Origin of the sequence: Shewanella fidelis ATCC BAA-318, from assembly GCF_000518605.1 — a bacterium.
Classification (GTDB): Bacteria; Pseudomonadota; Gammaproteobacteria; order Enterobacterales; family Shewanellaceae; genus Shewanella; species Shewanella fidelis.
On record NZ_KI912460.1, the window covers coordinates 198,755 to 224,617 of the forward strand.

At 41.9% G+C, this 25,863-nt stretch carries 20 protein-coding genes and 1 tRNA gene; 17 read left to right on the forward strand and 4 right to left on the reverse strand.

Annotated features, from left to right (window positions below; genetic code table 11):
- Position 1: 1 nt before the first annotated feature.
- The 6 genes from astE to L884_RS0118770 all read left to right on the forward strand — a co-directional run bounded on the left by astE (position 2) and on the right by L884_RS0118770 (position 6,515).
- Entirely contained in the window at positions 2 to 1,039 is a 1,038-nt protein-coding gene (gene astE, locus L884_RS0118745) for a succinylglutamate desuccinylase (protein ID WP_028768929.1), read from the forward strand.
- A 183-nt stretch (positions 1,040 to 1,222) separates the two neighbouring features.
- Entirely contained in the window at positions 1,223 to 2,401 is a 1,179-nt protein-coding gene (locus L884_RS0118750) for a thiamine pyrophosphate-dependent dehydrogenase E1 component subunit alpha (protein WP_028768930.1), read from the forward strand.
- A 3-nt stretch (positions 2,402 to 2,404) separates the two neighbouring features.
- The gene (locus tag L884_RS0118755) at positions 2,405 to 3,382 is read left to right on the forward strand and encodes an alpha-ketoacid dehydrogenase subunit beta (RefSeq protein ID WP_028768931.1); all 978 of its coding nucleotides are present in this window, start codon (positions 2,405 to 2,407) and stop codon (positions 3,380 to 3,382) included.
- Between the two features lie 9 nt (positions 3,383 to 3,391).
- Positions 3,392 to 4,972 carry a dihydrolipoyllysine-residue acetyltransferase gene (locus tag L884_RS0118760; protein ID WP_028768932.1) on the forward strand — a complete coding sequence of 527 codons (1,581 nt, stop codon included), beginning with the start codon at positions 3,392 to 3,394 and terminating at the stop codon, positions 4,970 to 4,972.
- Between the two features lie 133 nt (positions 4,973 to 5,105).
- Positions 5,106 to 6,173, forward strand: a complete 1,068-nt coding sequence (gene nadA, locus L884_RS0118765; protein ID WP_028768933.1) for a quinolinate synthase NadA — start codon at positions 5,106 to 5,108, stop codon at positions 6,171 to 6,173.
- 252 nt (positions 6,174 to 6,425) lie between these two features.
- A tRNA-Ser gene (locus L884_RS0118770) sits at positions 6,426 to 6,515 on the forward strand.
- 195 nt (positions 6,516 to 6,710) lie between these two features.
- On the opposite strand, the gene L884_RS0118775 is transcribed toward L884_RS0118770, so the two are convergent.
- Together L884_RS0118775 and cls are read right to left on the reverse strand one after the other, a co-directional pair.
- The gene (locus tag L884_RS0118775; RefSeq protein WP_028768934.1) at positions 6,711 to 7,367 is read right to left on the reverse strand and encodes a sulfotransferase family protein; all 657 of its coding nucleotides are present in this window, start codon (positions 7,365 to 7,367) and stop codon (positions 6,711 to 6,713) included.
- A gap of 78 nt (positions 7,368 to 7,445) precedes the next feature.
- Positions 7,446 to 8,903: a cardiolipin synthase gene (gene cls, locus L884_RS0118780; RefSeq protein WP_028768935.1), complete on the reverse strand. Its 1,458-nt coding sequence runs from the start codon at positions 8,901 to 8,903 to the stop codon at positions 7,446 to 7,448.
- Between the two features lie 159 nt (positions 8,904 to 9,062).
- On the opposite strand from cls, the gene L884_RS0118785 reads away from it, so the two are divergent.
- From L884_RS0118785 to L884_RS0118800, 4 genes are all read left to right on the forward strand, one after another.
- Positions 9,063 to 9,941, forward strand: coding sequence for an endonuclease/exonuclease/phosphatase family protein (locus tag L884_RS0118785; protein WP_028768936.1), 879 nt, complete (start codon positions 9,063 to 9,065; stop codon positions 9,939 to 9,941).
- 95 nt (positions 9,942 to 10,036) lie between these two features.
- The gene (locus L884_RS0118790) at positions 10,037 to 11,968 is read left to right on the forward strand and encodes a RecQ family ATP-dependent DNA helicase (protein ID WP_028768937.1); all 1,932 of its coding nucleotides are present in this window, start codon (positions 10,037 to 10,039) and stop codon (positions 11,966 to 11,968) included.
- 227 nt (positions 11,969 to 12,195) lie between these two features.
- The gene (locus L884_RS0118795) at positions 12,196 to 13,968 is read left to right on the forward strand and encodes a DUF885 domain-containing protein (RefSeq protein ID WP_028768938.1); all 1,773 of its coding nucleotides are present in this window, start codon (positions 12,196 to 12,198) and stop codon (positions 13,966 to 13,968) included.
- Positions 13,969 to 14,151: 183 nt separating this feature from the next.
- Positions 14,152 to 14,832 carry a response regulator transcription factor gene (locus tag L884_RS0118800; RefSeq protein WP_028768939.1) on the forward strand — a complete coding sequence of 227 codons (681 nt, stop codon included), beginning with the start codon at positions 14,152 to 14,154 and terminating at the stop codon, positions 14,830 to 14,832.
- A 235-nt stretch (positions 14,833 to 15,067) separates the two neighbouring features.
- On the opposite strand, the gene ald is transcribed toward L884_RS0118800, so the two are convergent.
- Entirely contained in the window at positions 15,068 to 16,183 is a 1,116-nt protein-coding gene (gene ald / locus L884_RS0118805; protein ID WP_028768940.1) for an alanine dehydrogenase, read from the reverse strand.
- 180 nt (positions 16,184 to 16,363) lie between these two features.
- Between ald and lrp the strand changes: the two genes are divergently transcribed.
- The 7 genes from lrp (at position 16,364) to L884_RS0118840 (ending at position 24,809) form a co-directional block, all read left to right on the forward strand.
- Complete coding sequence (gene lrp, locus L884_RS0118810; RefSeq protein ID WP_028768941.1) at positions 16,364 to 16,867, forward strand: leucine-responsive transcriptional regulator Lrp; 504 nt, start codon at positions 16,364 to 16,366, stop codon at positions 16,865 to 16,867.
- Between the two features lie 189 nt (positions 16,868 to 17,056).
- Positions 17,057 to 19,621: a DNA translocase FtsK gene (locus L884_RS0118815; protein ID WP_028768942.1), complete on the forward strand. Its 2,565-nt coding sequence runs from the start codon at positions 17,057 to 17,059 to the stop codon at positions 19,619 to 19,621.
- A gap of 66 nt (positions 19,622 to 19,687) precedes the next feature.
- Positions 19,688 to 20,314: an outer membrane lipoprotein periplasmic chaperone LolA gene (gene lolA / locus L884_RS0118820; protein ID WP_028768943.1), complete on the forward strand. Its 627-nt coding sequence runs from the start codon at positions 19,688 to 19,690 to the stop codon at positions 20,312 to 20,314.
- Between the two features lie 9 nt (positions 20,315 to 20,323).
- Entirely contained in the window at positions 20,324 to 21,655 is a 1,332-nt protein-coding gene (locus L884_RS0118825; protein ID WP_028768944.1) for a replication-associated recombination protein A, read from the forward strand.
- Positions 21,648 to 22,022 (forward strand): fluoride efflux transporter CrcB, encoded by a 375-nt coding sequence (crcB, locus tag L884_RS0118830; RefSeq protein ID WP_028768945.1) that lies wholly within the window; start codon positions 21,648 to 21,650, stop codon positions 22,020 to 22,022. The genes L884_RS0118825 and crcB overlap by 8 nt, the downstream gene beginning before the upstream one ends.
- 18 nt (positions 22,023 to 22,040) lie before the next feature.
- Positions 22,041 to 23,327 (forward strand): serine--tRNA ligase, encoded by a 1,287-nt coding sequence (gene serS / locus L884_RS0118835; RefSeq protein ID WP_028768946.1) that lies wholly within the window; start codon positions 22,041 to 22,043, stop codon positions 23,325 to 23,327.
- A gap of 288 nt (positions 23,328 to 23,615) precedes the next feature.
- On the forward strand, positions 23,616 to 24,809 hold the full coding sequence (locus L884_RS0118840; protein ID WP_028768947.1) for an amino acid aminotransferase: 1,194 nt from the start codon (positions 23,616 to 23,618) through the stop codon (positions 24,807 to 24,809).
- Between the two features lie 64 nt (positions 24,810 to 24,873).
- On the opposite strand, the gene yvcK is transcribed toward L884_RS0118840, so the two are convergent.
- Complete coding sequence (gene yvcK, locus L884_RS0118845; RefSeq protein WP_028768948.1) at positions 24,874 to 25,794, reverse strand: uridine diphosphate-N-acetylglucosamine-binding protein YvcK; 921 nt, start codon at positions 25,792 to 25,794, stop codon at positions 24,874 to 24,876.
- Positions 25,795 to 25,863 lie beyond the last annotated feature (69 nt).

A 25,863-nucleotide genomic window follows, 5' to 3' on the forward strand; every position in this document is an offset into this window, starting at 1 on the left:
TGTGGTTCATGAATTGAAGCTGTCGAAGGACTTTTTAGCGCTGACCTTAGCTCATCCTCAGCACCTTGCCGAAAGTTTTGAATTTACACTTGATAATCAAGTGCATGTCGAGGTTTGGGATACGGGGGTTATTGTATTTGAGCCGCGAAATGTCAAACACAGTAAAGACATTGTACTTTCATGTGCTGTTCACGGTAATGAAACTGCACCCATTGAGTTATGTAATGATTTAATGACTAAGATGCTCAGTGAAGAGCTCCAATTAACTGAGCGAGTGCTGTTTTTGATTGGTAACCCGCCAGCTATCCATAATGGTACGCGTTTTATCGATGAAAACTTAAATCGACTATTTAACGGCGCCCATTCTAAAGGCGAGGGACTGAGTAATCCTGAACGTGTTCGAGCGAAAAACCTTGAGCAATATGTCGATAGATTCTTTAGTTCACAACAAGCGGGTAGACAGCGTATTCATTATGATCTTCATACCGCAATTCGTGGCTCTAAACATGAAAAATTTGCAATCTATCCATACCGTGGAGAGCGCAAATATAGCCGCGAACAGATCATGTTTCTTGAGTCTTGCGGCGTTAATACCATTTTATTCCACCACGAACCTACAACAACATTCAGTTACTTTTCTTCACAAAACTATCAAGCCGACGCATTTACCATTGAATTAGGTAAGGTTTTCCCTATGGGGCAAAACGATATGACGCGCTTTATTGCAATGAAAGAGATGTTAACTTTATTGTTAAGCGGTCAAGATCTACAGTTACCAGAGTTTGATTTGAAACGTGTAAATCTTTATCAAGTGTGCCGTTCAGTAAATAAGCACTTTGATGACTTTGAATTTACCTTCGCTAATGACGTAGAAAACTTCACCGCATTCCCACGGGGTTATATCCTCGCAAAAGAAGGTGGTCAAGAAGTCACCGTTGAGCACGAATTTGAAGCGATTGTATTTCCAAATGCCAAAGTACCAGTCGGACAACGTACGGTACTTATGTTAAAGGCAGCGGATGATAGCAATATCGACTAATCGATGAGTGAATAACTGTGCATGTAAACCAATATATACATGCACAGAGTCGCTAAGTTGTGGTTTCAATGAGGGGAAGTATTGAGAGTTAGTTTACGTTAACGTAATGTTCTTCCCGCGTATTAAAATAGAAAGGCGTTGCTGCAGTGACTATAGCGGCGCCATCAATAACAAGAGCACATTATGAGCAACGCAACAACCCATGCTGAAACAGTCCATCGCGTGAGCTTTCTTGATAAAGACTCATTGGCGATCCCAATTTTAAAAGTGTTACAAGCAGACGGTACTGCCTATGAAAACGCAGTTTTGCCTGTTATCGACGAGACTTTAGCTAAAAAAATCCACGACACCTGTGTGTTTACCCGAGTATTAGACGAGCGTATGTTGGGAGCGCAGCGTCAAGGGCGGATCAGTTTTTACATGACCTGCACCGGTGAAGAGGCGTCAATAGTCGGCAGTACAGCGGCTTTAGATGACGGCGATGTTATTTTAGCTCAATATCGTGAGCATGCCGCACTGCGCTATCGTGGTTTCACTACCGAACAATTTATGAATCAAATGTTCAGTAATGAAAAAGATCTTGGTAAAGGCCGCCAAATGCCGATCCATTACGGTAGCCAGGCATTAAATTACCAGACGATTTCATCGCCATTAGCCACTCAGATCCCCCAAGCAACAGGCGTTGCTTATAGTTTAAAGAGACAAGGTAAACGCAATATCGCCATCTGTTATTTTGGTGAAGGTGCTGCATCTGAAGGTGATTTTCATGCCGGTTTAAACATGGCCGCGGTGCTAAACACTCCGGTTATTTTCTTCTGTCGCAACAATGGTTACGCCATCTCTACTCCAACAGATGAGCAGTTTAAAGGCAACGGCATCGCTAGTCGCGGTGTCGGTTATGGCATGCATACTATCCGTGTTGATGGTAACGATATGCTAGCCGTACTCGCCGCTACACAACAAGCAAGAGCATATGCCCTAGAGCACAATGCGCCGGTGTTAATTGAAGCAATGACCTATCGCCTAGGTGCACACTCTTCATCAGATGACCCTTCAGGTTATCGTTCAAAAGAGGAAGAAGCGAAGTGGCAACAGCATGATCCTGTTAAGCGCTTTAAGCTATGGATGGTCAATAAAGGCTGGATGGATGAGCAAACTGACAGCGAACTTTATGTGAAATATCGTGAAGAGGTATTGGCACAGCTAAAAGTTGCGGAAAAAGTGCCGACTCCTCACATCGATGAAATTATTAGTGACGTATATGATAAGCCAACGCCTATTTTGCAAAAGCAGCTAGCAGAGCTTAAAAAGCATGTAAAAAAATATCCAGAAGCCTATCCAAAAAGCGCAGGGAGAATATAAGCCGTGGCTCAAATGAATATGTTGCAAGCCATTAACGAGGCCCTAAGCTCGGAAATGGAAGCAGATCAAACAATGACTGTGTTTGGCGAAGATGTCGGACATTTTGGTGGGGTATTTAGAGCAACATCGGGCCTGCAAGAGAAGTTTGGCCGTGAGCGCTGTTTTAATACACCACTTACCGAACAAGGTATTGCAGGTTTTGCCAATGGTCTTGCCTCAAACGGCATGACGGCAGTGGCCGAAATTCAATTTGCTGATTATATTTTTCCAGCAATAGACCAAATTATTAATGAAAGTGCCAAGTTTAGATACCGCAGTGGTGGTGAGTTTGATGTTGGTGGTCTAACGTTCAGAACGCCATATGGTGGTGGAATTGCTGGTGGGCATTATCATTCGCAATCACCTGAAGCTTACTTTACCCAAACCGCTGGACTAAAAGTGGTTGTGCCACGTAACCCAGAACAAGCCAAAGGCCTGTTAATCGCTTCTATTCGCGATAAAAATCCGGTGATTTTCTTTGAGCCTAAGCGTCTTTATCGCGCCTCGGTCGGTGAAGTGCCTGAAGGTGAGCACGTTATCGAGCTAGGTAAAGCAGAAGTCGTCCAGCAGGGGACTGACATTACTTTGTTAGGTTGGGGCGCCCAGATGGAGATCCTTGAGCAAGCTGCTGAAAAAGCGGCTAAAAAAGGTATTTCATGCGAAATTATCGACCTAAGAACACTCGCACCATGGGACGTAGATACCGTTGCTGAATCAGTTAAAAAGACAGGGCGTTTGCTTATCAACCATGAAGCGCCCTTAACCGGCGGTTTTGCAGGTGAAATTGCCGCGACAATTCAACAAGAGTGTTTCTTATACCTCGAGTCGCCTATTGCTCGAGTTTGTGGTTTAGATACACCGTATCCTTTGATCCACGAAAAAGAATACATGCCAGATGCATTAAAAACTTATGAAGCGATTCTTGCTTCGGTTAACTTTTAGGAGCCGGTGATGATTAAAGATTTTATTCTGCCGGATATCGGTGAAGGTGTTGTTGAATGTGAACTTGTTGAATGGCTAGTAGCAGAAGGTGACAGTGTCGTTGAAGATCAACCTATTGCCGATGTGATGACAGATAAAGCTTTGGTGCAGATCCCAGCGCCAAATGCAGGTGTGATCACTAAACTATTCTATGCCAAAGGTGAGATTGCAAAAGTGCATGCGCCTTTATATTCCGTTGATATAGCGCAAGAGGGCGAAAGCTCTGCTCAACCAGTGTTAGCAAGTGAAGATGTGGAACAGCAAGAGGTTGCTAGTACGCAAAATATCAGCCCAGCTGTCAGTATTGAAGAGTTTCTTTTACCTGATATCGGCGAAGGGATTGTTGAGTGCGAACTGGTTGAGTGGTTAGTCGAAGAGGGTGACACAGTTGTTGAAGATCAACCTATAGCTGATGTCATGACTGACAAAGCGCTGGTACAGATCCCTGCGATTAAGAACGGTAAAATTGCCAAACTACATTACCGTAAAGGTCAGCTTGCCAAAGTACATGAGCCACTATTTGCCATTGAAGTGGCGATTGATGCCGCTGTAATTACAGTGACAGCGAACGACGCATCCGCTGCTGAAGATAATATATCTACGCAAAAAGTTGATAATTCAGCTCCTGTTGCACAAGGTAAGGCACTGGCAAGTCCTGCGGTTCGCCGTTTAGCGCGTAGTTTAGACATTGATATTGCGTCGGTAACTGGCTCTGGTAAAAATGGCCGAGTTTACAAAGAAGATATCGAACGACATCAGTCAGGGCAAAGTGCGAGTACTGCAGCTACAGCAAGTAGCGCTAATGTTGTCAGTCAATCCGCCGAGCAGGTAAACGTAAATCACGCAACAGACAGAGTTGAGCCTATTAAGGGCGTTCGCGCGGTTATGGCTAAGATGATGTCTGAATCGGTATCGACAATCCCTCACTTTACTTATTGTGAAGAGTTTGATTTAACCGAGTTAGTGGCGCTGCGTGAGAGTATGAAGAAAAAGTACTCTACAGATGAGTTAAAGCTCACTATGATGCCATTCTTTATGAAATCTATGTCACTAGCGTTATCGCAATTCCCGGATATGAATAGCCGAGTAAATGCCGATTGTACCGAGCAGACGTTTTTAGCCAGCCATAATATAGGTATGGCTGTAGATTCAAAGGTTGGTTTATTAGTACCAAATGTCAAAGACGTCCAAGATAAAACGATCTTAGAAATTGCAGCAGAGATCACCCGTTTAACCAATGATGCCCGAAGTGGACGTGTTGCACCTGCTGATCTAAAAGGTGGCAGCATTTCTATCTCTAATATTGGCGCTTTAGGTGGAACAGTGGCGACGCCAATTATTAATAAACCGGAAGTCGCTATTGTCGCTTTAGGTAAATTGCAAGTGTTACCAAGGTTTAACGATAAAGGCGAAGTAGAAGCACGTAAGATCATGCAAGTGAGCTGGTCAGGCGATCACCGCGTGATAGACGGTGGTACCATTGCCCGTTTTTGTAACTTGTGGAAACTCTACCTAGAACAGCCACAAGAAATGCTATTAGCTATGCAATAGACTTTGTGAACAGGCAAAGTTAAGGGCGCTCATTAGAGCGCCTTTTTTTATGGGCAATATCGCTATATGAGTTTTAAATTTGTGAACTATTCCGTATAATTCCGCTAATCTGTTATTGCCCTTTGGTTGTACTATGAGCGCGTTTGCCCCAATTATCGAAAATATTGATTATCCTTTCCCGGCTAAACCTATTCCTTTGTCAGATGAAGAAAAAGCCGCATCAAAAGCAAAAATTAAGCAGCTTTTAAAAGAGAAAGATGCGGTACTCGTTGCCCATTACTATACCGATCCTGAAATTCAAGCCTTAGCTGAAGAAACGGGCGGTTGTGTATCGGATTCACTAGAAATGGCGCGTTTTGGCCGCGATCATCCGGCAAAAACACTGATTGTTGCTGGCGTTAAGTTTATGGGGGAAACTTCTAAGATTTTAAGTCCAGATAAAACAATTCTAATGCCAACCCTAGAAGCGACATGCTCACTTGATTTAGGTTGCCCAATTGATACCTTTAGTGAGTTTTGTGATGCGCATCCAGATCATACCGTTGTGGTGTATGCCAATACATCTGCTGCGGTAAAAGCCCGCGCTGACTGGGTAGTGACATCAAGTATTGCACTAGAGATTGTTGAGCACTTAGATAGCCAAGATAAAAAGATTATCTGGGGCCCCGATCGCCACTTAGGCAGCTACATCGCCAAGCAAACCGGCGCAGATATGTTGATGTGGCAGGGCGAGTGTATCGTTCATGATGAGTTTCAATCTAAGGCACTACGTGAACTGAAAAAGCTTCATCCGAATGCTGCAGTGCTGGTACATCCAGAGTCTCCAGCAAGCGTGGTTGCGCTAGCAGATGCTGTAGGATCGACTAGTCAGCTTATTAAGGCTGCTCAGACAATGGATAATGACACCTTTATTGTGGCAACAGACAAAGGTATCTTTTATAAGATGCAGCAAGCTGCACCAGATAAGAATTTAATCGCAGCGCCAACCGGTGGTAATGGTGCAACTTGTAAGAGCTGCGCACATTGTCCTTGGATGGCAATGAACGGTCTTAAAGCAATTGAAAGTGCGTTAGAAAATAAAGATCCAAGTGCACACGAGATATTTGTTGATGACAAATTACGTGTAGATGCGTTAAAGCCACTTGATAGAATGTTAGACTTTGCCGCGACCTTAAACATGAAAGTGAAAGGTAATGCTTAAGCTCTAATGCTGAGTCGAAAAAAGCCCGCTTAAGCGGGCTTTTTTGTGAGTGTTGTAGTAAAACACCTGAGCAATTGCAATGATATAGCATTATTGTCTAGCAATTATGCAAACGCTTGAGATTAAGCCTTAATTGTCTTGACGCAATAGGGCTATTTCAGTAAAGTAGCGCTCCGTTGCTTAGCAAATAACTGTTTGTCAGATATTATGTTTTAGCGACCGTGATGCTAAACACGTAAAAGATATTGCATCGGTGAGCTGGCTGAGTGGCTGAAGGCGCACGCCTGGAAAGTGTGTTTAGGTTAACCCCTAACGAGAGTTCGAATCTCTCGCTCACCGCCATATTTCGAAATCCCGTTATCGCAAGATAACGGGATTTTTTGCATCTGAGCCTTAATATTTTAAATTCAATTGATAATCCCGTTGATTATCTGTTCTCCCCCTACATATAAAGGGGAGTACTGTTATCTATTTGAAATGGAACTTTTTAGTGGTTGCCTTCATTTATTTTCAAAGCTAGCTTTATATGGCTCGCTATTATTTAGCGGAGAGCCATTTACGCTGTTTAGGGTAATCAAAGAACTTTCTATGCTCAGGACCAGCGCTGTTGGCATTTACCTTATTCGGGTGTTTATGTTCTTTCCAACAAGCCACCTTTCTGCCCATATTCAGATGTGGAAATACAGGTTTGCCACAATAGGTCACACCTAAAAAGTCGAGTAACTGTGTAAGGCTGGTGTGATGACTGATATCAATCCGCAAAAAATCATCACGATCTTTAAAGTAATCTAATACTTCGCGTTGATGGCGTAAGTAGCAGGCTTTAAGGTGATCAGCATCATCTGGTACTGCTGTTGTTGCCAACTCAAAGGTGTGGTTAAAGGTGCGCTTTAAAATTGGATTAAAGCTACCTGTAGTAGGGTGAAGCTCTGCCTTCATTTTGTTAACTAGCATCTGCATCGATGGGATCCACAGGGATAAATCCCGCTCAAGGTACACAAACTTGGAGTCAGGAAACAAATTATCAAGCTCTTTGTAGTCACAAAAACACGGCGAGTCTGAGATGATGTCCGCTAAAGTAAACGCTTGTTTAGTGTAAGCAGTGTGTGCCACGTTAAAACCATAATCTAGCATGGCGACACTGATACTGGTCGTTCCGGTGCGTGGCAGTCCAATAATAAAAACTTTATTCATAAATACCTAAAAACACCTGTGCAGTCGGTCACAGCGGTTTTGCTGAAATAGAAAAACTGAGAACGTTATTTGCGTTAGTTATAACAAAGGACTAAACAAGTAAAACAGTCGCTCTGCGGTACGATTTGCTAAAGAGCGCTTTTCCCATTGGATTGGACAAATTTGATCAGCGTCAGCCAAATAACCTTGTTGCACCTGCTGCAGTGTTTCAGTGAATTCAAGGTTGTCCACCGCTAATGTAACTTCGAAGTTAAGCCATAAACTGCGCATGTCCCAGTTTACTGTGCCTATTAAGCAGTGGTTACTATCGATAACAACGCTTTTCGTGTGCAGTAACCCACCTTTAAAACGGTGAATATTCACGCCAGCTTCAAGTAACTCGCTGAAAAATGCCCGGCTAGCCCACTCAACCATGATTGAATCGTTTTTATCAGGAATAATAATATCGACTTGGACATTACGCTGAGCGGCGATAACAAGCGCCATGTGCAGGTTATCACTGGGTACAAAGTAGGGCGTAGTAATGACGATGCTTTTCTGTGCTTGATAAATACTTTGTAATAATACGCGGTGAATCACCTCTTCACGCATTCCAGGTCCTGAGGGAATGACTTGTACTAAGTCGGTAATTTCGCTGTCATCATGGGCAAGACATGTTGGCGGTTCCGGTAGAAAGCGTTGATTGGTTTCTACCTCCCAGTCCCAAGCATGAATACTATTTAACACAGGCACAGATGGACCGGTAATACGTACCATCACATCTATCCATTGGCCAACTCCAGCATCTTGGTTGAAGTATTTGGGGTCAACTAGATTCATTGACCCTGTATAGCCAATGACGTTATCAATGACCACTATTTTACGATGTAAGCGCAGATCTAAGCGTCTAAAGAACATACGAAACGGTGATACTTCAAGGGCGCTTATCACTTGAATACCACTGGCTTTCATCTGCTTTGGCCAATGACTCTTAAAGAAGTGCCTGCTGCCAGCGGCATCCAACAATAACCGGATCTGTACTCCTCGATTGGCACTCTGGATCAGTGCATTGGCTACGTCATCAGCTCGGCCACCGGGATGCCAAATATAAAATTCCAGTAAAATTGTGCGCTTAGCTTGGTCAATATCAGCAATTAGCTGATCTAAAATTTCGTAAGTTTCACTACATAGGGTGAGGTGGTTATCAGCTAGAGCAGGAATGCCGACTTGTTTCTCGCAAATGGCACTAATTGATTGGCCATAAAGACTTGCTACATGGGGGCGATATTGACGATATTCGTATAGCTTTTTAAACCACTCACCATATGGCTTAAACATTAGCTCTGCACGTAATGCTCTTTTTTTACCTAAATTAAGTTCGCCAAATAGCAAATAAGCAAAAGCGCCACCTAACGGCACGATATAGATAATCATTAACCAAGCGAGCGATACGCCAATAGAGCGCCTCTTTGCCACGACTCGAATGCTGATCCCGGCAATCACTAACCAATATACAAATACCCCAGCGATGGTTAATAGCTGGTAAAACTCATACATATTGTGTTTGATAGTTAGTTCCTCGGAGACTCAGCCAGAAAAGCATAATGTTGCTTAACTAAACTTAAATTTCTATTGAATGATTATGTGGCTAAACTTATAAGCTATTATAATGAAAAGATTACTTTAAATCTAAGTTCAGAGTTAAATTAGTTCGCTATGGCAAAAATTATTCGTAAAGTTATTTTCCTCGCGCTTATCGCCCTCGTGGCGGTTATTCTCTATGTATATGATGCGACTGAAATCCCCACTGAAGATGTTTTACTGACAAATGAGATAGGTCAAAGTCAGGTAACTCAGTGCATTACTCAAACGACAAAAGCGCCACTAGATAGACATGGCAAATTAGATATTACGACATGGAATTTGTATAAACAGCAAAGTGATGGCTGGGAGCAAACTTTAACCCAATTGATTGAGCGTACAGATTTACTCTTGCTACAAGAAGCACAGCTAACGCAAGAGCTAAAGTCAGTTCTTGAGGAACAACAGCTTTATATGTTGTTAGCGCGCGCGTTTAACTTCTCAAGTGAGGCTATAGGTGTTATGAACCTTAGCCGAGATAAAGCACTGAGCAGTTGTGTGTTTAGAAAAGCTGAGCCATACATTAACTTTCCGAAGTCTATGCTAGTGTCATATTATTTGTTGAGTGATGCTAGTCAGCTGCTAGTCGTAAATATCCATAGTATTAATTTTACCTTTGGTATTGATGAGTATCTTGCGCAGTTAAATGTTGTAAAACAAGCGATGCAGGATCACCAAGGGCCGATAATATTTGCTGGAGATATGAACACATGGAGCGAGCAACGTAGCTTGGCGATTGCCGAAATAGTCAAAGGCGCAGGACTGGTTGAAGCTGTACCTAAACACGACTCTAGAACAGCATTTTTTGGTCACCATTTAGATCATATCTATTATCGTAATTTAGAGCTGATAAAGGCTGAGTCAATCATAACAACCAGCTCAGATCATAATCCGTTAAAAGCCTATTTTAGATTAGAAAAGCAATATCCAGATAAACTACAAAGTCTTAAGTAAACTGTTAGCTCTTAATGCTACAAGCCCCAATCATTTTTAATATTAATTTGTTAGCTTGTTACTGACAATTTCGCCTTATTACAACAGGGATATTTATGGAAAGCGCTCACAGCCTGCTTGCGCAGTATTTTGGTTTTGATCAGTTTCGTCCAGGACAAGGCGAGGTGATAGAAAATGTACTAAAAGGTCATAGTGCTGCGGCAATTTTTCCCACGGGATCGGGTAAATCTCTGTGTTACCAATTGCCGGCCCTTGCGCTACCGCATCTGACGTTAGTTGTATCGCCTTTATTGGCTTTGATGGATGATCAACTTCAGTTCCTAAGCTGTAAAGGTATTGCTGCTGCATCAATCGATTCTACTCAAACCAATGAGCAAAGTAGCGCTGTTATGCAAGGCGTCGCAGATGGATCCATTAAAATCTTAATGATCTCGGTTGAGAGATTAAACAATGAACGCTTCAGAAAGTTTATTTCATCGGTGCCAATTTCATTATTGGTGATTGACGAGGCTCACTGTATCTCAGAATGGGGGCATAACTTCCGTCCGGATTATTTGAAATTGCCGGCTTATCAAAAACAGTTAAATATTCCACAAGTTCTGTTACTCACCGCGACTGCGACTGCGCAGGTGGTAGAAGATATGGGGCGTAAATTTTCGATACAGAAGCAATATGTGACGCTAACAGGCTTTTATCGAGCCAACTTAAATTTAGCGGCGCTTGGTATGCCAAGTTCACAAAAACTGCCTTACTTAAAAGATTGGTTGAATCAACGCCAGGGTCAAAGCGGGATAGTGTATGTGACTTTGCAACAAAGTACTGAAATGGTCGCTCAAGAACTATTGCGCGCCGGGGTTAATGCGGCTGCTTATCACGCTGGCATGGACAGTGATAAACGTAAATCAATCCAAAACCAATTTATGACAGGTGAGCTTAACGTCATTGTGGCTACTATTGCCTTTGGTATGGGGATAGACAAAAGCGATATTCGTTTTGTGGCGCACTTTGATCTACCTAAGTCGATAGAAAATTACGCTCAGGAAATAGGCCGAGCAGGGCGCGATGGTTTGGTCTCTGACTGCTTAGTTCTAGCTAACCGCGATAATCTCAACGTGCTGGAGAACTTTGTCTACGGTGATACGCCCGAAGCGAGTGCGATAGATTTTATAATAGAGGAAATTAGCCAGGCAGCGGCTGTCGGCACGCAGTGGGAGGTATTGTTAACACCACTGTCAAACGAATCCAACATACGCCAGTTAAGCCTTAAAACACTATTGGTATATTTAGAGATGCTAAGAGTGATAAAGCCTAAGTACAGTTATTTTGCTGACTATCGTTTTAAGTTGTTGCTACCTCTGTCTGAATTGTTAAGTCTATTTGATCCTCAACGGCAGACTTTTATTAATGCAGTGCTTGATAGTTCTGATAAAGCTAAAATTTGGTATAGCGCCAATTTTGCCAAGTTAGAGCAATTAATACCCGGTAGCCGAGACCGCGCAATTAAAGCGCTGGATTATTTACATCAGAAACAGTTGATTGAGTTACAAAGTAAACAGTTAACACAAGTATATGACGTATATAGTGCAAACATTAATGATACTGTCGCTGCTCGGTTATTTGAGCGCTTTAGTATCAAAGAACAAAGTGAAGTTAACAGAATAAATCAGTTAGTGGACTTTTTTGACAGCGAATCTTGCTTAAGTTTGCAGTTAGCTCAGTACTTTTCAGATCATAACCTTACAGCACCTTGCGGCCATTGTAGCGTTTGTCTTGGTCAATCTGCGCGTTTGCCTAAGCCTGCACCGTTAGCACCATTAGATGATTTAGACTTCATCGCTGTTTGCCAACAAGCGATAACAAAGCTAGAGGCAAAAGCGACTCCCATTCTGTTGAGCCGCTTTTTGTGTGGTCTAACGACGCCAATATTTACCAAGTTAAAAATGCGTCAAATTAGCGGATTTGCACAGCTTGAACAGTATCGATTTAAAGAGGTGTTGGCTTGGGTCGAGCAAAATTTTAATCGCTAGTTATTACTTGCTATGAAAATATCAGCTAGCCGCCACCTCCATTATTTGAGTTCAATATAAATTTAGCTTTTTGGCCAAGGTTAATTTAATCGCACTAATGGTTTGAGTTATGTAACAAAGGTTGTTTATTTTGGATAATTTACTGAAAAAAGTAGCAGAACATGATTTACTTGCAGCGATAATAAAAGTGGCGTAGACCACAAACTTGCAAATTAAGGGAATACATCATGAAAAAAGCCGTGTTGCCATTGGCTATCGCATTGTCGCTTGCCGGTTTAACTGCTTGCCAAACCCAACCAACCAATGAAGTGGTAGCGGTTAAGATTGCCGATCAAAAAATAGCATTCGACCAATTTAGCCAAAACTTTATCGATGCACTTTGGATTGAGTCACCAACTTGGGCATTGTATAGCGGCTTTCATAAATATGACGGAGTGTTGAAAGTACCTAATGCAGCAACGCGAGCAGCTACACTCGCCTTTATCGATACTCAGCAATTGGCACTAAGTCAGTTTGACCCAAATGTGATGAGTCCGGCGATGTTGACTGATTATCGTCTGATCGAGAATTTGCTTGCAGAAATGAAGTGGGATTTAGAAACATTTAAGTCGTGGCAATGGAACCCTGCTAGTTACAATGTTTCTGGAGGTTTTGCGCAAATTATCAATGAAGATTTTGCACCGTTAACTGAACGCTTACGCTCAGTTTTGGCTAGAATGGAAAACGTACCAGCTTATTATGCGGCAGCAAGAGAAAATATCAGTAAGCCGACATTAGAGCACACTCAACTTGCCATTATGCAAAATGAAGGCGCATTTTCAGTTTTTTCAAGTGAGCTACTGGACAAAGCAATTACCTCAGATCTTACTAACGATGAGAAAGCTTTATTTGCAAGTCGCTTCAATAAGGTTTCGATTGCAATCAATGAGCATATCGACTGGTTGAAAGCACTAGAAGCAGACTTGAAGGAACAAGGTGCGAGAAGTTTTCGTATCGGTGCAGAACTTTACGAGCAAAAGTTTGCCTATGACATCCAAGCGGGCATGAGTGGTAAAACACTTTATGAAAAAGCAGTTGCAGATAAAAACCGCGTACAGGGTGAAATGATTAAAATCACCCACCAAATTTGGGATAAGTATTTTGATACCGCTATTCCGAGCGATGATAAAGTTGCTATTAAGCAGCTAATTGACAAGTTGTCTGCTAAGCACGTTAAACGTGATGACTTTGTAGATGAAGTTCGTGCACAGATCCCTGAACTGGTTGATTTCGTAAAAGCTAAGGATCTAGTCACACTAGATCCGAATAAACCGCTGGTGGTCCGAGAAACGCCTGCTTATATGCGCGGTTATGCTGGAGCGTCAATTAGCGCACCTGGCCCTTATGAGAAGTCAGGTAATACTTACTATAATGTCACGCCACTTGACGGCATGAGTGATGAGTCAGCAGAAAGTTATTTACGTGAATATAACCACTGGATTTTGCAGGTACTCAATATTCATGAAGCGATTCCAGGTCATTACACTCAACTTGTTTATTCAAACGAATCACCAAGTTTGATTAAGAGCTTATTTGGTAATGGGGCTATGGTAGAAGGTTGGGCTGTTTATACCGAACGCATGATGTTAGAACAGGGTTATGGTAATTTCGAGCCTGAAATGTGGCTGATGTACTATAAGTGGAACTTACGCGTCATTTGTAACACCATCCTAGACTATAGCATTCAAGTAAAGGGCATGACTGAAGCGCAAGCATTAGACTTGATGATGAATGAAGCGTTCCAGCAGCAAGCCGAAGCAGAAGGTAAGTGGCGTAGAGCAACATTAAGCCAAGTTCAATTAACAAGTTATTACTCAGGTTACCGTGAGATTTATGATTTTAGAGAGGAGTATAAGGCACTCAAGGGGGATGATTTTGATCTTAAAGCATTCCACGAAGAGTTTTTAAGCTACGGTAGCGCGCCAGTTAAATATATTCGTGAGTTAATGCTGAATAAGTAATTTAATCGTTTATAAAAACAGTCATTAATCGATAAATATAAAGATCAGTAGCTTTTGCTGCTGGTCTTTTTTGTTTCATAGAAAAAAATAGCAAAACTTATGCTTTGTTAAGTTAATTAGGCTAGTAAAAGAGATTTGTTTATTGTAATCTAAATGATAACAATTCGCATTAAGCTTAAAAAGATGAAACACGTATTATTAGTAGATGATGATCTTGTATTCCAAAGCGCGCTTAAGCCCGTTTTGGAAAAGGAAGGCTTTATTGTCACTGTTGCCAATAACGGTGTAGAGGCGCTCGATAAACTCAAATCAACGACGCAAGATTTGATTTTGTTGGATCTTAACATGCCAGAACTCAATGGAATCGAACTCTTAAAGCTCAGAGTGGATAAGACACCCGTTATTGTGATCTCTGCCTTGGACGCGGAGGAAGAGCGGATTAAAGTTTATGAACTTGGGGCGGATGATTTTTTAAGTAAACCTTTTAGTCATAGAGAACTTACTGTAAGGATCAATGCATTACTGCGAAGAATTGCAGTGGTTAAAGAAAATATGGAATTAACAGAGCCAGTTCAGGAGATCCACTTTGATGATAGCCGTTTTATGATCTCTATTTCTGAAAGGTTAGTATCTTTTACCCAAACAGAATTCAAGTTATTTAAGTATCTGTTTGAACGAAAAGGACAAGTGATCACAAAGCAGGAATTGCAGCGTCGAGTGTTACAAAAAGAGTTAGGTCAATTCGATAGAAACTTAGACATGCATATCAGCAATACTCGACGTAAATTATCGGAGAAGCAATTACCCAAAAGCCTTATTAATACAGTAAGAGGCAAAGGATATAGCTTTGCAGTTGCATGTTAACATTGAAATTTTATTGGTTAGTTGAATACTAATTGGTATAACTACTCAAGCCAGTTCTAGTTAAGCTGGCTTTTTTGTGGCAGGTGGAGCAGGGCTGTATTTGTAGTGAGTCGAAACGGTGAGATTTATTAGGCGAAACATTTTAAAACATCGGGTCTTAGCTCGATAGCCGTCACACAAAAAAGGGAGCTATATGCTCCCTTTATCTTATTAAGCTGAAACGCTAACGCGTTGTTTACTTAAGTAGAATTGTTGGGTCAACAAATTCCATATCTAAAGCTTCAGCAACTTCGGCACAAGTGATCTTACCATGCATTACATTAAGACCATTAAGCAGGTGCTTATCTTGTAACAATGCTTCTCTATAACCTAGTTGTGCTAGCTTGATAATGTAAGGAAGCGTTGCGTTATTTAATGCAAATGTAGATGTGCGTGCTACAGCGCCAGGCATATTGGCAACACAGTAATGAACAACATCATCAACAATATAAGTAGGATCTTGGTGAGTTGTTGCATGTGAAGTTTCAATACAACCACCTTGGTCGATAGCTACATCAACAATTGCTGAGCCTGGCTTCATGCGTTTGATATGTTCTTTTGTTACTAGCTTCGGTGCTGCTGCACCAGGTACCAAAACACCACCAATAACAAGGTCAGCTTCTAAAACATGCTTTTCAATTGCATCAGCAGTTGAGTAGATAGCTTTAACTTTATTATCAAACTGAGCATTAAGGCGACGTAATGCATCAATACTACGGTCAAGGATGACTACGTCAGCACCAAGACCAACAGCCATTTGTGCAGCGTTAGTTCCAACCATGCCGCCACCAATAATGACAACCTTTGCAGGTTCAACACCTGGAACACCACCTAACAGCATGCCGCGGCCGCCCATAGATTTTTCTAGTGCCATTGCGCCTGCTTGAATTGACATACGGCCAGCAACTTCTGACATTGGTGCTAGTAGGGGAAGGGCACCACGATCGTCGGTTACAGTTTCATAAGCGATACACACTGAACCGCTCTTAATAAGGTCTTCGGTTTGAGGTAAATCTGGTGCAAGGTGTAGGTAGGTAAACAGAAGCTGATCTTCTCTGAGCATTGCACGTTCAACTGCTTGCGGCTCTTTTACTTTTACAATCATTTCTGATTGCGCAAATACTTCAGCAGCAGTATCGAGAATTTTTGCGCCAACAGCAATATAGTCTTCATTACTAAAGCCAATTCCTGAACCGGCATTTGTTTCAATAAAAACCTCATGACCACGTGAAGTTAGTTCGCGAACGCTTGATGGAACCATGCCTACACGATATTCGTGATTTTTGATTTCTTTTGGAACACCTATAATCATCTTCGAGCCTCAATTTCGCATAAAAACCCATTTAATATGGGTGTAATTGTTATTTTATATTGCCTGAACGTGAATGTTTCAGGGAAATCTAGTATAGTATTCATTCCGTAGTTTATGCTGCTGAAGATTTTGCTTTAGCAGATAATAATATCGTTGTTAATGACAACCAGGGTTATAAATATGGTTAATAATAAAAAGAGTCCTATAAAAGACTTAGATCGTATCGATAGAAATATACTTAATGAATTGCAAATTGATGGCCGAATTTCTAATGTAGAGTTGTCTAAAAGAGTAGGGTTGAGCCCGACCCCTTGTCTGGAACGCGTAAAAAGACTTGAAAAACAAGGTTATATCAAAGGTTACACGGCTTTGGTTAATCCACACTATTTAGGCGCTTCTTTATTGGTGTTTGTTGAGATCACATTAAACCGTGATACAGCTGAAGTTTTTGATAAATTTAACAAAGCTGTGCAACTGTTAGATGATATTCAAGAATGTCATCTTGTTTCTGGTGATTTTGACTACCTACTAAAGACTCGAGTATCAGATATGTCTGCATACCGTCGTCTTTTAGGTGAAACATTGCTAAAACTACCAGCGGTTTCAGATACTCGAACTTATGTTGTGATGGAAGAAGTTAAGCAAACTAATCGTGTCGCAATCAATACAGTGACAGAACTGTAAATATTAGACTTTGATGTAAAAAGGGGCCTTTATGGCCCTTTTTTTAGTTTAAACGCTTACTGATACAAAGTGTTGCAAATTCCGTGCATGCATATTTATGCACTTATCCCGGTAAGCAGCAAACGCTGCAAAAAGTCTTAAATTCTGGTATCTTGTGCCTAATTAATATTTTTTAGTGTAGGTTTTCCATTGTCTAAGGGAAATAGCGTTAAAACCCTATCCGGTATACAGCGTTTACTGGAAGGTAGTCTCATTATTTGTTGCATGTTAGCAACCTACGTCTTAATTGCATTAAGCAGCTTTCATTCATCCGATCCTGGCTGGAGCCAGTCTCATTTTGATGGTGAAATTCAAAACCTAACCGGTGCAGTCGGTGCGTGGTTGGCTGATGTGCTGTTTTATTTCTTTGGCTACTGTGCCTACATCATACCAATTATTATTGCTTTAACTGGCTGGTTACTGTTTAAGCGAACTCATAAGTTATTAGAAATAGATTACTTTTCCGTTGGTCTTCGATTAATTGGCTTTTTGCTGATTGTGTTGAGTCTTGCTGCTTTAGCTGGCATGAATGCTAATGGTATTTATGGCTTCTCTGCTGGTGGCGTTGCTGGTGACGTTATTGCTGAAGCTATGTTGCCTTACTTCAACACCTTAGGTACAACACTATTATTACTGTGTTTTGTGGGCGCTGGTTTTACTTTATTAACCGGCATTAGTTGGCTAACCGTGATTGATTTGACCGGCTATGCAACTATTTGGCTTTTTAAATCAATTAAAAATTTACCAAGTCGTTTTAAACCAAATATTGGTGAAACAGAAGACACTCGTGGCTTTATGTCTGTTGTTGAACGTTTCAAAGAACGTCGCAATGCAGACCGTTATGAGTCAGAAACAGAAGACGACGGTGAAGATTACGCTAGCCAAGAACAAGCGCATAACAATGATGTTGCTCAGAAAGGAAAAGCTAAAGAGCCTGTTATACGGGTTGAGCCTCGAGTCGAACCGCAAATCCTAGCAAAAACAAGTCAACCTGAAAGCATCGATATAAAGCCACAAGATGACGACGTTGTTGCGCCATGGGTTTCAACCAATAATGATGATCCAGATCTTGAGGTTATTGATTTTAACAATAATGCGTCTGTTGGCGCAGAACCTGTGCCAACTGCCAACAAAGTTGCCGCAGACGATAAAGTAAAAATCGTTGATGGTATTGTTGTGCTGCCAGGACAAGAAGACCAACCTCAGGTGCCTACAACGCCATTACCATGTATCTCTTTACTTGATATTCCTGATCGTAAGAAAAACCCGATAACGGAAGAGGAGTTAGAGCAGATTGGCAAATTGGTTGAAGTTAAGCTTGCTGACTTTAACATTACTGCGAATGTTGTTGGTGTTTATCCTGGCCCTGTTGTCACTCGCTTTGAGTTGGAATTAGCGCCAGGTATTAAAGCGTCGAAAATTACTAACTTGTCAAAAGATCTTGCGCGTTCATTACTTGCAGAGAATGTCCGTGTAGTAGAAGTGATCCCGGGTAAAGCTTATGTTGGCCTTGAGTTACCGAATAAATTCCGTGAAACCGTGTTTATGCGGGATGTGCTTGATTGTGAGGCCTTTAGAGAAGATCCATCTCACCTAAGTATGGTACTGGGCGCCGATATTGGGGGCGCTCCAGTCGTGGTTGATCTTGGTAAAATGCCACACTTATTAGTTGCCGGTACAACGGGCTCTGGTAAATCTGTAGGCGTAAACGTAATGATCACCAGCTTACTGTATAAGTCAGGTCCTGATGATGTTCGTTTTATCATGATTGACCCTAAGATGTTGGAACTATCGGTATATGAAGGGATCCCACATCTTTTATGTGAAGTTGTTACCGACATGAAGGAAGCGTCAAACGCATTGAGATGGTGCGTTGGCGAGATGGAACGTCGTTACAAACTGATGTCTGCACTTGGTGTACGTAATTTAAAAGGTTACAACGCTAAAATCAAAGACGCAAAAGAGGCGGGGCAACCTATAGTGGATCCACTTTGGAAAGCATCAGATAGTATGGATCCCCAAGCTCCTGAGCTAGACAAATTGCCTTCTATTGTCGTGGTAGTTGATGAATTTGCCGACATGATGATGATTGTTGGTAAGAAAGTTGAAGAACTCATTGCGCGTATCGCCCAAAAGGCACGTGCAGCGGGCATTCATTTAATTTTAGCCACACAGCGTCCATCGGTTGATGTCATCACTGGCTTGATTAAGGCAAACATCCCAACACGTATGGCTTTCCAAGTTTCATCTAGAATTGATTCAAGAACAATTTTAGATCAACAAGGTGCTGAAACCTTACTTGGTATGGGTGATATGTTGTATTTACCACCGGGTACCAGTGTACCAAACCGTGTTCATGGTGCGTTTATTGATGACCATGAGGTTCACAAAGTTGTTGCCGATTGGTGTGCGCGTGGTAAGCCACAATATATTGATGAGATTTTGCAAGGTTCGGCGGAAGGCGAACAAGTGTTACTACCAGGTGAAACCAGCGAGTCTGAAGAAGATGTCGATGCACTCTATGATGAAGCTGTTGCTTTCGTAACCCAAACTCGTCGAGGGTCAATATCAAGCGTACAGCGTAAATTTAAGATCGGTTACAACCGCGCAGCAAGGATCATCGAACAGATGGAAATGCAGGGGGTAGTGAGTTCACAAGGTCACAACGGTAACCGTGAAGTATTAGCACCACCGCCACCGAAAGACTACGTTTAAGGCTGGCTAGGATCACAGAATCATTTAAGTGTACCCCATACAATGCTGGGGTATTCGGAGAGTTTAATGAAAAGATTATTAACGATTGCGGCGTTGGGTTTGCCAATGCTTTATCAAGTTCCTGCGCTAGCAACAGATGCAGAAAACCTAAAGGTAAAGCTTGCAGAGATAAAAAGTCTAAAAGCAGACTTTAGCCAGACAGTTACCGATCTGAATAATAAAGTTATCCAAACCGGTGAAGGCGTGTTTGCTTTATCACAACCTAATCAGTTTTATTGGCATTTAACAGCGCCTGATGAGTCATTAATTGTTGCAGATGGAACCGATGTTTGGGTATATAACCCTTTTGCAGAAGAAGTGTCTGTAATGGATATTAATCAAGCCATTAATGCTTCGCCAATTGCATTGTTAGTGCATTCAGATGATGCAACTTGGTCACAATATAATGTTAAGCAAAAAGATAACTGTTTTGATATTAGCCCAAAAGATACCGACAGTGGCGTATCAGAAGTGCAAGTTTGCTTTAATCAAACCTCGCTAACCCAAATGGTATTAACTGATCAGCAAGGCAACATTAGTGATTTTCGCTTAAGTAACCAAAACAAGATCGCAGAAAATGATCGTGATTTATTTAAGTTCGTGGTGCCCGATGATGTTGATATCGATGACCAGCGCCTAAAGTTAACAAATTAAGAGTAATTAGTGTCTAGTTTAAGTTTTGATTTCGCCCCTGATTTTAGGCCATTGGCAGCGCGAATGCGTCCAGAAACGATTGAGCAGTATATTGGCCAAGCTCATTTACTTGGTGAAGGAAAACCATTAAGACAAGCCTTAGAAGCCGGGCGAGCCCACTCCATGATGTTCTGGGGACCGCCGGGAACAGGTAAAACAACATTAGCTGAGTTAGTCGCACGTTACGCTAATGCTCATGTCGAACGAATTTCGGCAGTGACTTCGGGCGTTAAAGAGATCCGTAGTGCAATTGAACATGCAAAAAACGTTGCCCAGTCCCGTGGGCAGCGGACGTTATTGTTTGTTGATGAAGTACATAGATTCAATAAGAGCCAACAAGATGCTTTCTTACCTTTTATTGAAGACGGTACCGTTATTTTTATCGGCGCGACCACGGAAAACCCATCATTTGAGATCAACAATGCACTTTTATCTCGTGCACGAGTGTATCTTATTAAACCCTTACAGCCAGAAGAGTTAACCCATATTGTTCAGCAAGCGCTAGACGATGAAGAAAGAGGTCTGGGTAAACGTAAGTTAACTATGCCTGCTGATGTCGCATTAAAGCTTGCCCATGTATGTGATGGTGATGCACGTAAAGCGTTGAATCTGGTTGAGTTGATGAGCGATATGCTCAAAGATGGTGAAGTCTTTTCTGAGCAGATGATCACTGAGGTTGCTGGTCAACAACTTGCTGGCTTTGATAAAAATGGCGATCAATATTACGACTTAATTTCAGCAGTACACAAATCGATACGCGGTTCTGCACCAGATGCAGCCCTGTATTGGTTTTGTCGAATGTTAGAAGGCGGCTGTGACCCGTTATACATCGCTAGACGTTTGTTAGCCATCGCCTCTGAAGATATAGGTAATGCTGATCCTATGGCGATGACTGTAGCAGTAAATGCTTGGGAGTGTTTCCATCGCGTCGGTCCTGCTGAAGGCGAACGAGCAATAGCGCAGGCGGTGCTATATTTAGCGAGTGCGCCTAAGAGTAACGCAGTTTATACCGCTTTCGCACAAGCAAGACAATTTGCCAGAGAAACAGGCCATGAACCGGTACCAGAGCATTTACGTAACGCGCCAACTAAACTGATGAAAGATATTGGTTATGGCGAGGGTTATCGATATGCCCACGATGAACCAAATGCCTATGCAAGCGGCGAAAAGTATTTCCCGTCAGCATTGGGCGAACAGCAGTTTTACTATCCAACTGAACGCGGTTTTGAAAAGCGTATTAAAGATAAGTTGGCTCAGTTGAAGCAGTTAGACCAACAAAGTGAGGTCAAAAGATATGAATAATGTTCTTTTTGTCGCCTTAGGCGGCTCAATTGGTGCAGTTTTTCGTTATCTTATCTCATTATTGATGCTTCAGGTATTTGGTAGTGGATTTCCTTTTGGTACACTGGTTGTCAATATCTTAGGTTCGTTTTTAATGGGGGTGATCTTTGCCCTTGGACAAGTAAGCGAACTTAGCCCAGAGATTAAGGCGTTTATTGGTGTGGGTATGTTAGGTGCTCTCACTACGTTTTCTACTTTTTCCAATGAAACCTTACTGTTGATGCAAGAGGGCTTCTTGGTGAAAGCCGTATTGAATGTTGTTGTAAATGTTGGCGTGTGTATATTCGTCGTCTACCTTGGACAACAATTAGTGTTTTCTCGTTTTTAACTATTAAGATAATAAAATATGCTAGATCCAAAATTTTTACGTAATGAATTAGAAGTGACTGCCGAGCGTTTGGCTACCCGTGGATTTATTTTAGATGTAGATCGTCTAAGCAAACTTGAAGAGAAGCGCAAGTCGCTACAAGTTGCTACTGAAGAGTTACAAGCATCACGCAACGCTATTTCTAAATCGATTGGTCAAGCTAAAGCTAAAGGTGAAGATGTTGCGCCTATCATGGCTCAAGTTGGATCTCTAGGCGAAGAATTAGACGCGAAAAAAGTTGAATTAGCAGCGTTACTTGAAGAGTTAAATTCAATTGCCATGAGCGTACCAAACTTGGCAGATGAATCAGTACCAGTTGGTGCTGACGAATCAGAAAACGTTGAAGTTCGCCGTTGGGGTACGCCGACTGAATTTGATTTTGAAGTAAAAGATCACGTTGAGCTTGGTGAAAATCTAGCAGGTTTAGATTTTAAAAACGCAGTGAAAATTACCGGTTCACGCTTCATCGTAATGAAAGGCCAAATCGCACGTATGCACCGCGCGTTGGCTCAATTCATGCTTGATTTACATACAACTGAGCACGGTTACACTGAAGCTTACGTGCCTTTACTTGTGAATGAAGACAGCTTGTTAGGAACTGGGCAACTACCTAAGTTTGGTGAAGACTTATTCCATACCAAGCCAGCAACAGAAGAGGGACAAGGCCTAAGCCTCATTCCTACTGCGGAAGTTCCACTAACTAACTTAGTGCGTGATGCAATCATCGAAGAAGAAGATTTGCCAATCAAATTGACTGCGCATACACCGTGTTTCCGTAGTGAAGCAGGTTCTTATGGCCGAGATACTCGTGGTTTAATTCGTCAACATCAGTTTGATAAAGTTGAAATGGTTCAACTTGTTAAGCCTGAAGACTCAATGCAAGCGCTTGAAGAGTTAACAGTCCACGCTGAAACTGTATTGCAAAAGCTTGGTTTACCGTACCGTACAGTAGTGCTTTGTACTGGCGATATGGGCTTTGGTTCTGCTAAAACATACGATATTGAAGTTTGGTTGCCAGCACAAAATACTTACCGTGAGATCTCTTCATGTAGCAACATGCAAGACTTCCAAGCACGCCGTATGCAAGCTCGCTATAAAGGTAAAGCAGACAAGAAGCCAAGTTTATTACATACATTAAACGGCTCAGGCTTAGCCGTAGGGCGCACACTTGTTGCGGTTTTAGAAAACTATCAAAACGCAGATGGCTCAATTACTGTACCTGAAGCACTACGCGGTTATATGGGCGGTTTAGAGAAAATCGGTTAATCTTAGTTAGGGTAAACTTAACGCTGAAAGGCCTTTAACGACAGTTAAAGGCCTTTTTATTTGACTAGCGTTAAGTTTTGTAAACGCTTTACAAAATTGGCCATTAGCTAATTATCAGTTTTTTACCTTTATAATGACAAATAGATAGCTAAATGGCGCGTTTGTTATAGAAACATAGCCTAAGCCGCATTTATTGCTATTAGTAATAAATCTCGCTTTCTCCCTTAACGCTTCAATGTTATAAATACACGCGATAACCCTACACTTCAAATATTTAGGAAAGCCGTCATGATATTTTCCCAGGTTGAACTGGCCCCAGCTGATCCCATCTTAGGCTTAACAGAAGCATTCAAAGCTGATGTTCGCAAAGAAAAAGTGAACTTAGGTGTTGGTATTTATAAAGATGAATCCGGCCAGACCCCAATCCTAAAGTCTGTGAAGTTTGCTGAAGAAAAGCTACTCGCTACAGAAAAAAGCAAGAGCTACCTCGGTATGGAAGGCGTTGAAGCCTATAACCGTGCCGTTCAGAGTTTGTTGTTTGGCTCAGAGCATAGTGTTGTAACTGAAAAACGTGCGCTAACTGCTCAAGCGCCAGGTGGTACCGGTTCTTTACGTGTGGCGGCAGAATTTCTAGTACGCCATACAGACTCAAAGAAAATTTGGATCAGTAACCCAACATGGGCAAACCACAATAATATCTTTAGTACAGCTGGATTAGAGATCGCCGAATATACTTATTATAAAGCTGAAACCCATGGCCTTGATTTTGACGCTATGGTTAGCGACCTAGAAACTGCTAAAGAGGGTGACTTGGTATTGTTACATGGCTGCTGCCATAACCCGACAGGTATCGATTTAAATAGTGCGCAATGGCAACAAATTGCTGATCTTTGTTTAGCGAAAGGACTAGTGCCATTATTCGACTTTGCTTATCAAGGCTTCGGCGCGGGTGTAGAAGAAGACGCCCAAGGATTACGTATTTTTGCCAATACAGTTCCTGAGCTTATTGTTGCTAACTCATTCTCTAAAAACTTTGGTCTTTATAATGAGCGTATTGGTGCGGTAACGGTTGTTGGCGCGACCAGTAATGAGACTGTTAATGCATTTAGTCAAATCAAGAGCACTATTCGCGCTTCTTACTCAAACCCACCAGCGCATGGCGCACTTATTGTAAGCACGATTTTAGAAGATGCGACGCTAAAACAACTATGGCATGACGAGCTTAAAGAGATGCGAGAGCGTATTGCTGAAATGCGCACACTGTTTGTGGAGTCGCTAAAACAAGCAGGCGTAACACAAAACTTTGATTTCATTTCAAACCAAAACGGTATGTTTAGCTTTTCCGGTCTAAGCAAAGAGCAGGTTAACCGCTTACGTGATGAGTTTGCAGTGTATATTGTGGGTTCTGGCCGTATCAGTGTTGCAGGTATGACTAAAACCAACATGCCAGTGATCTGCGCGGCTATTGCTAAAGTGCTGTAAGCATCCCCTTTAAACCAAAAAGGACCTTAGGGTCCTTTTTTGGTATAAAATAGTGACACTTCGCTTAAGCCGATTCTATATTCACTAAGTGGGCATTTTGACTAACCATATAGGACAAAGCATCCGCAAGCGCCTGACGGTCATGTAATCCGATATGGTGAGAGCTTCGAAGTGGATAGTAGCAAATGTTGCCTTCTTGGTATGATTGCTCGCCATGACATAATATTTGGTCAATTATCTTTAGGCCAAGCACTTGATGACACCAGTTAACTTTTTGATCTAGTGTACAATTAGCGATCGATGAAGGTTCTTTAGTCAAGTTATCAATCAAAATGACCTCAGCGTTAGACTGTGCCAAAGCGTTGGCTATCTTTGGCAATAATAGCGGTGGCATAACGCTGGTTAAAAAGCTTCCAGGCCCTAAAATAATAAGTTCTGCTTGTTGTATCGCCTCGCAGGTTTCGCTAGTCGCTTGTACTTCAGGATCTAGTGATAATGCGATTGGCCTGTCCTGCATTTTATCAACGTTAGTTTCACCAAACACACTTTGGCCGCATGCTTGCAAAGCAACAAGGTGGGTCGGCTCTTCTGACATTGGAATAAGGCGTGTTTCAATATTGAGAAAGCTTCGCACAAGATTGACCGCATCTAAAGGCCGTACACATAACTCATCAAGTGCCATCAACATTAAGTTACCAAGGTTATGTCCGGTTAACTCGCTCTCTCCATTAAAACGATATTCAAACAATAAAGAGCCCACAGATGGTCTTCTTGCGAGTTGAGTAAGGCAGTTGCGCAGATCGCCCCAAGCGATACAATCCTTTTCGGCTCTGAGGCGGCCTGTTGAACCACCGTTGTCAGTTGTCGTTACTATCCCTGTTAGTTTTGGTCCTAAAAAAGATAAGGACGAAAGCACTCGGCCTAAGCCATGTCCGCCACCTATGGCTACCACACGGTTGTATTGATTAAGCCTATTTGATTTCATTGTAGGGGCCTCCTTCCTGAATACCCAAAATAATGAGTTAATCAGAGATTATACATAAATCAGTAACTA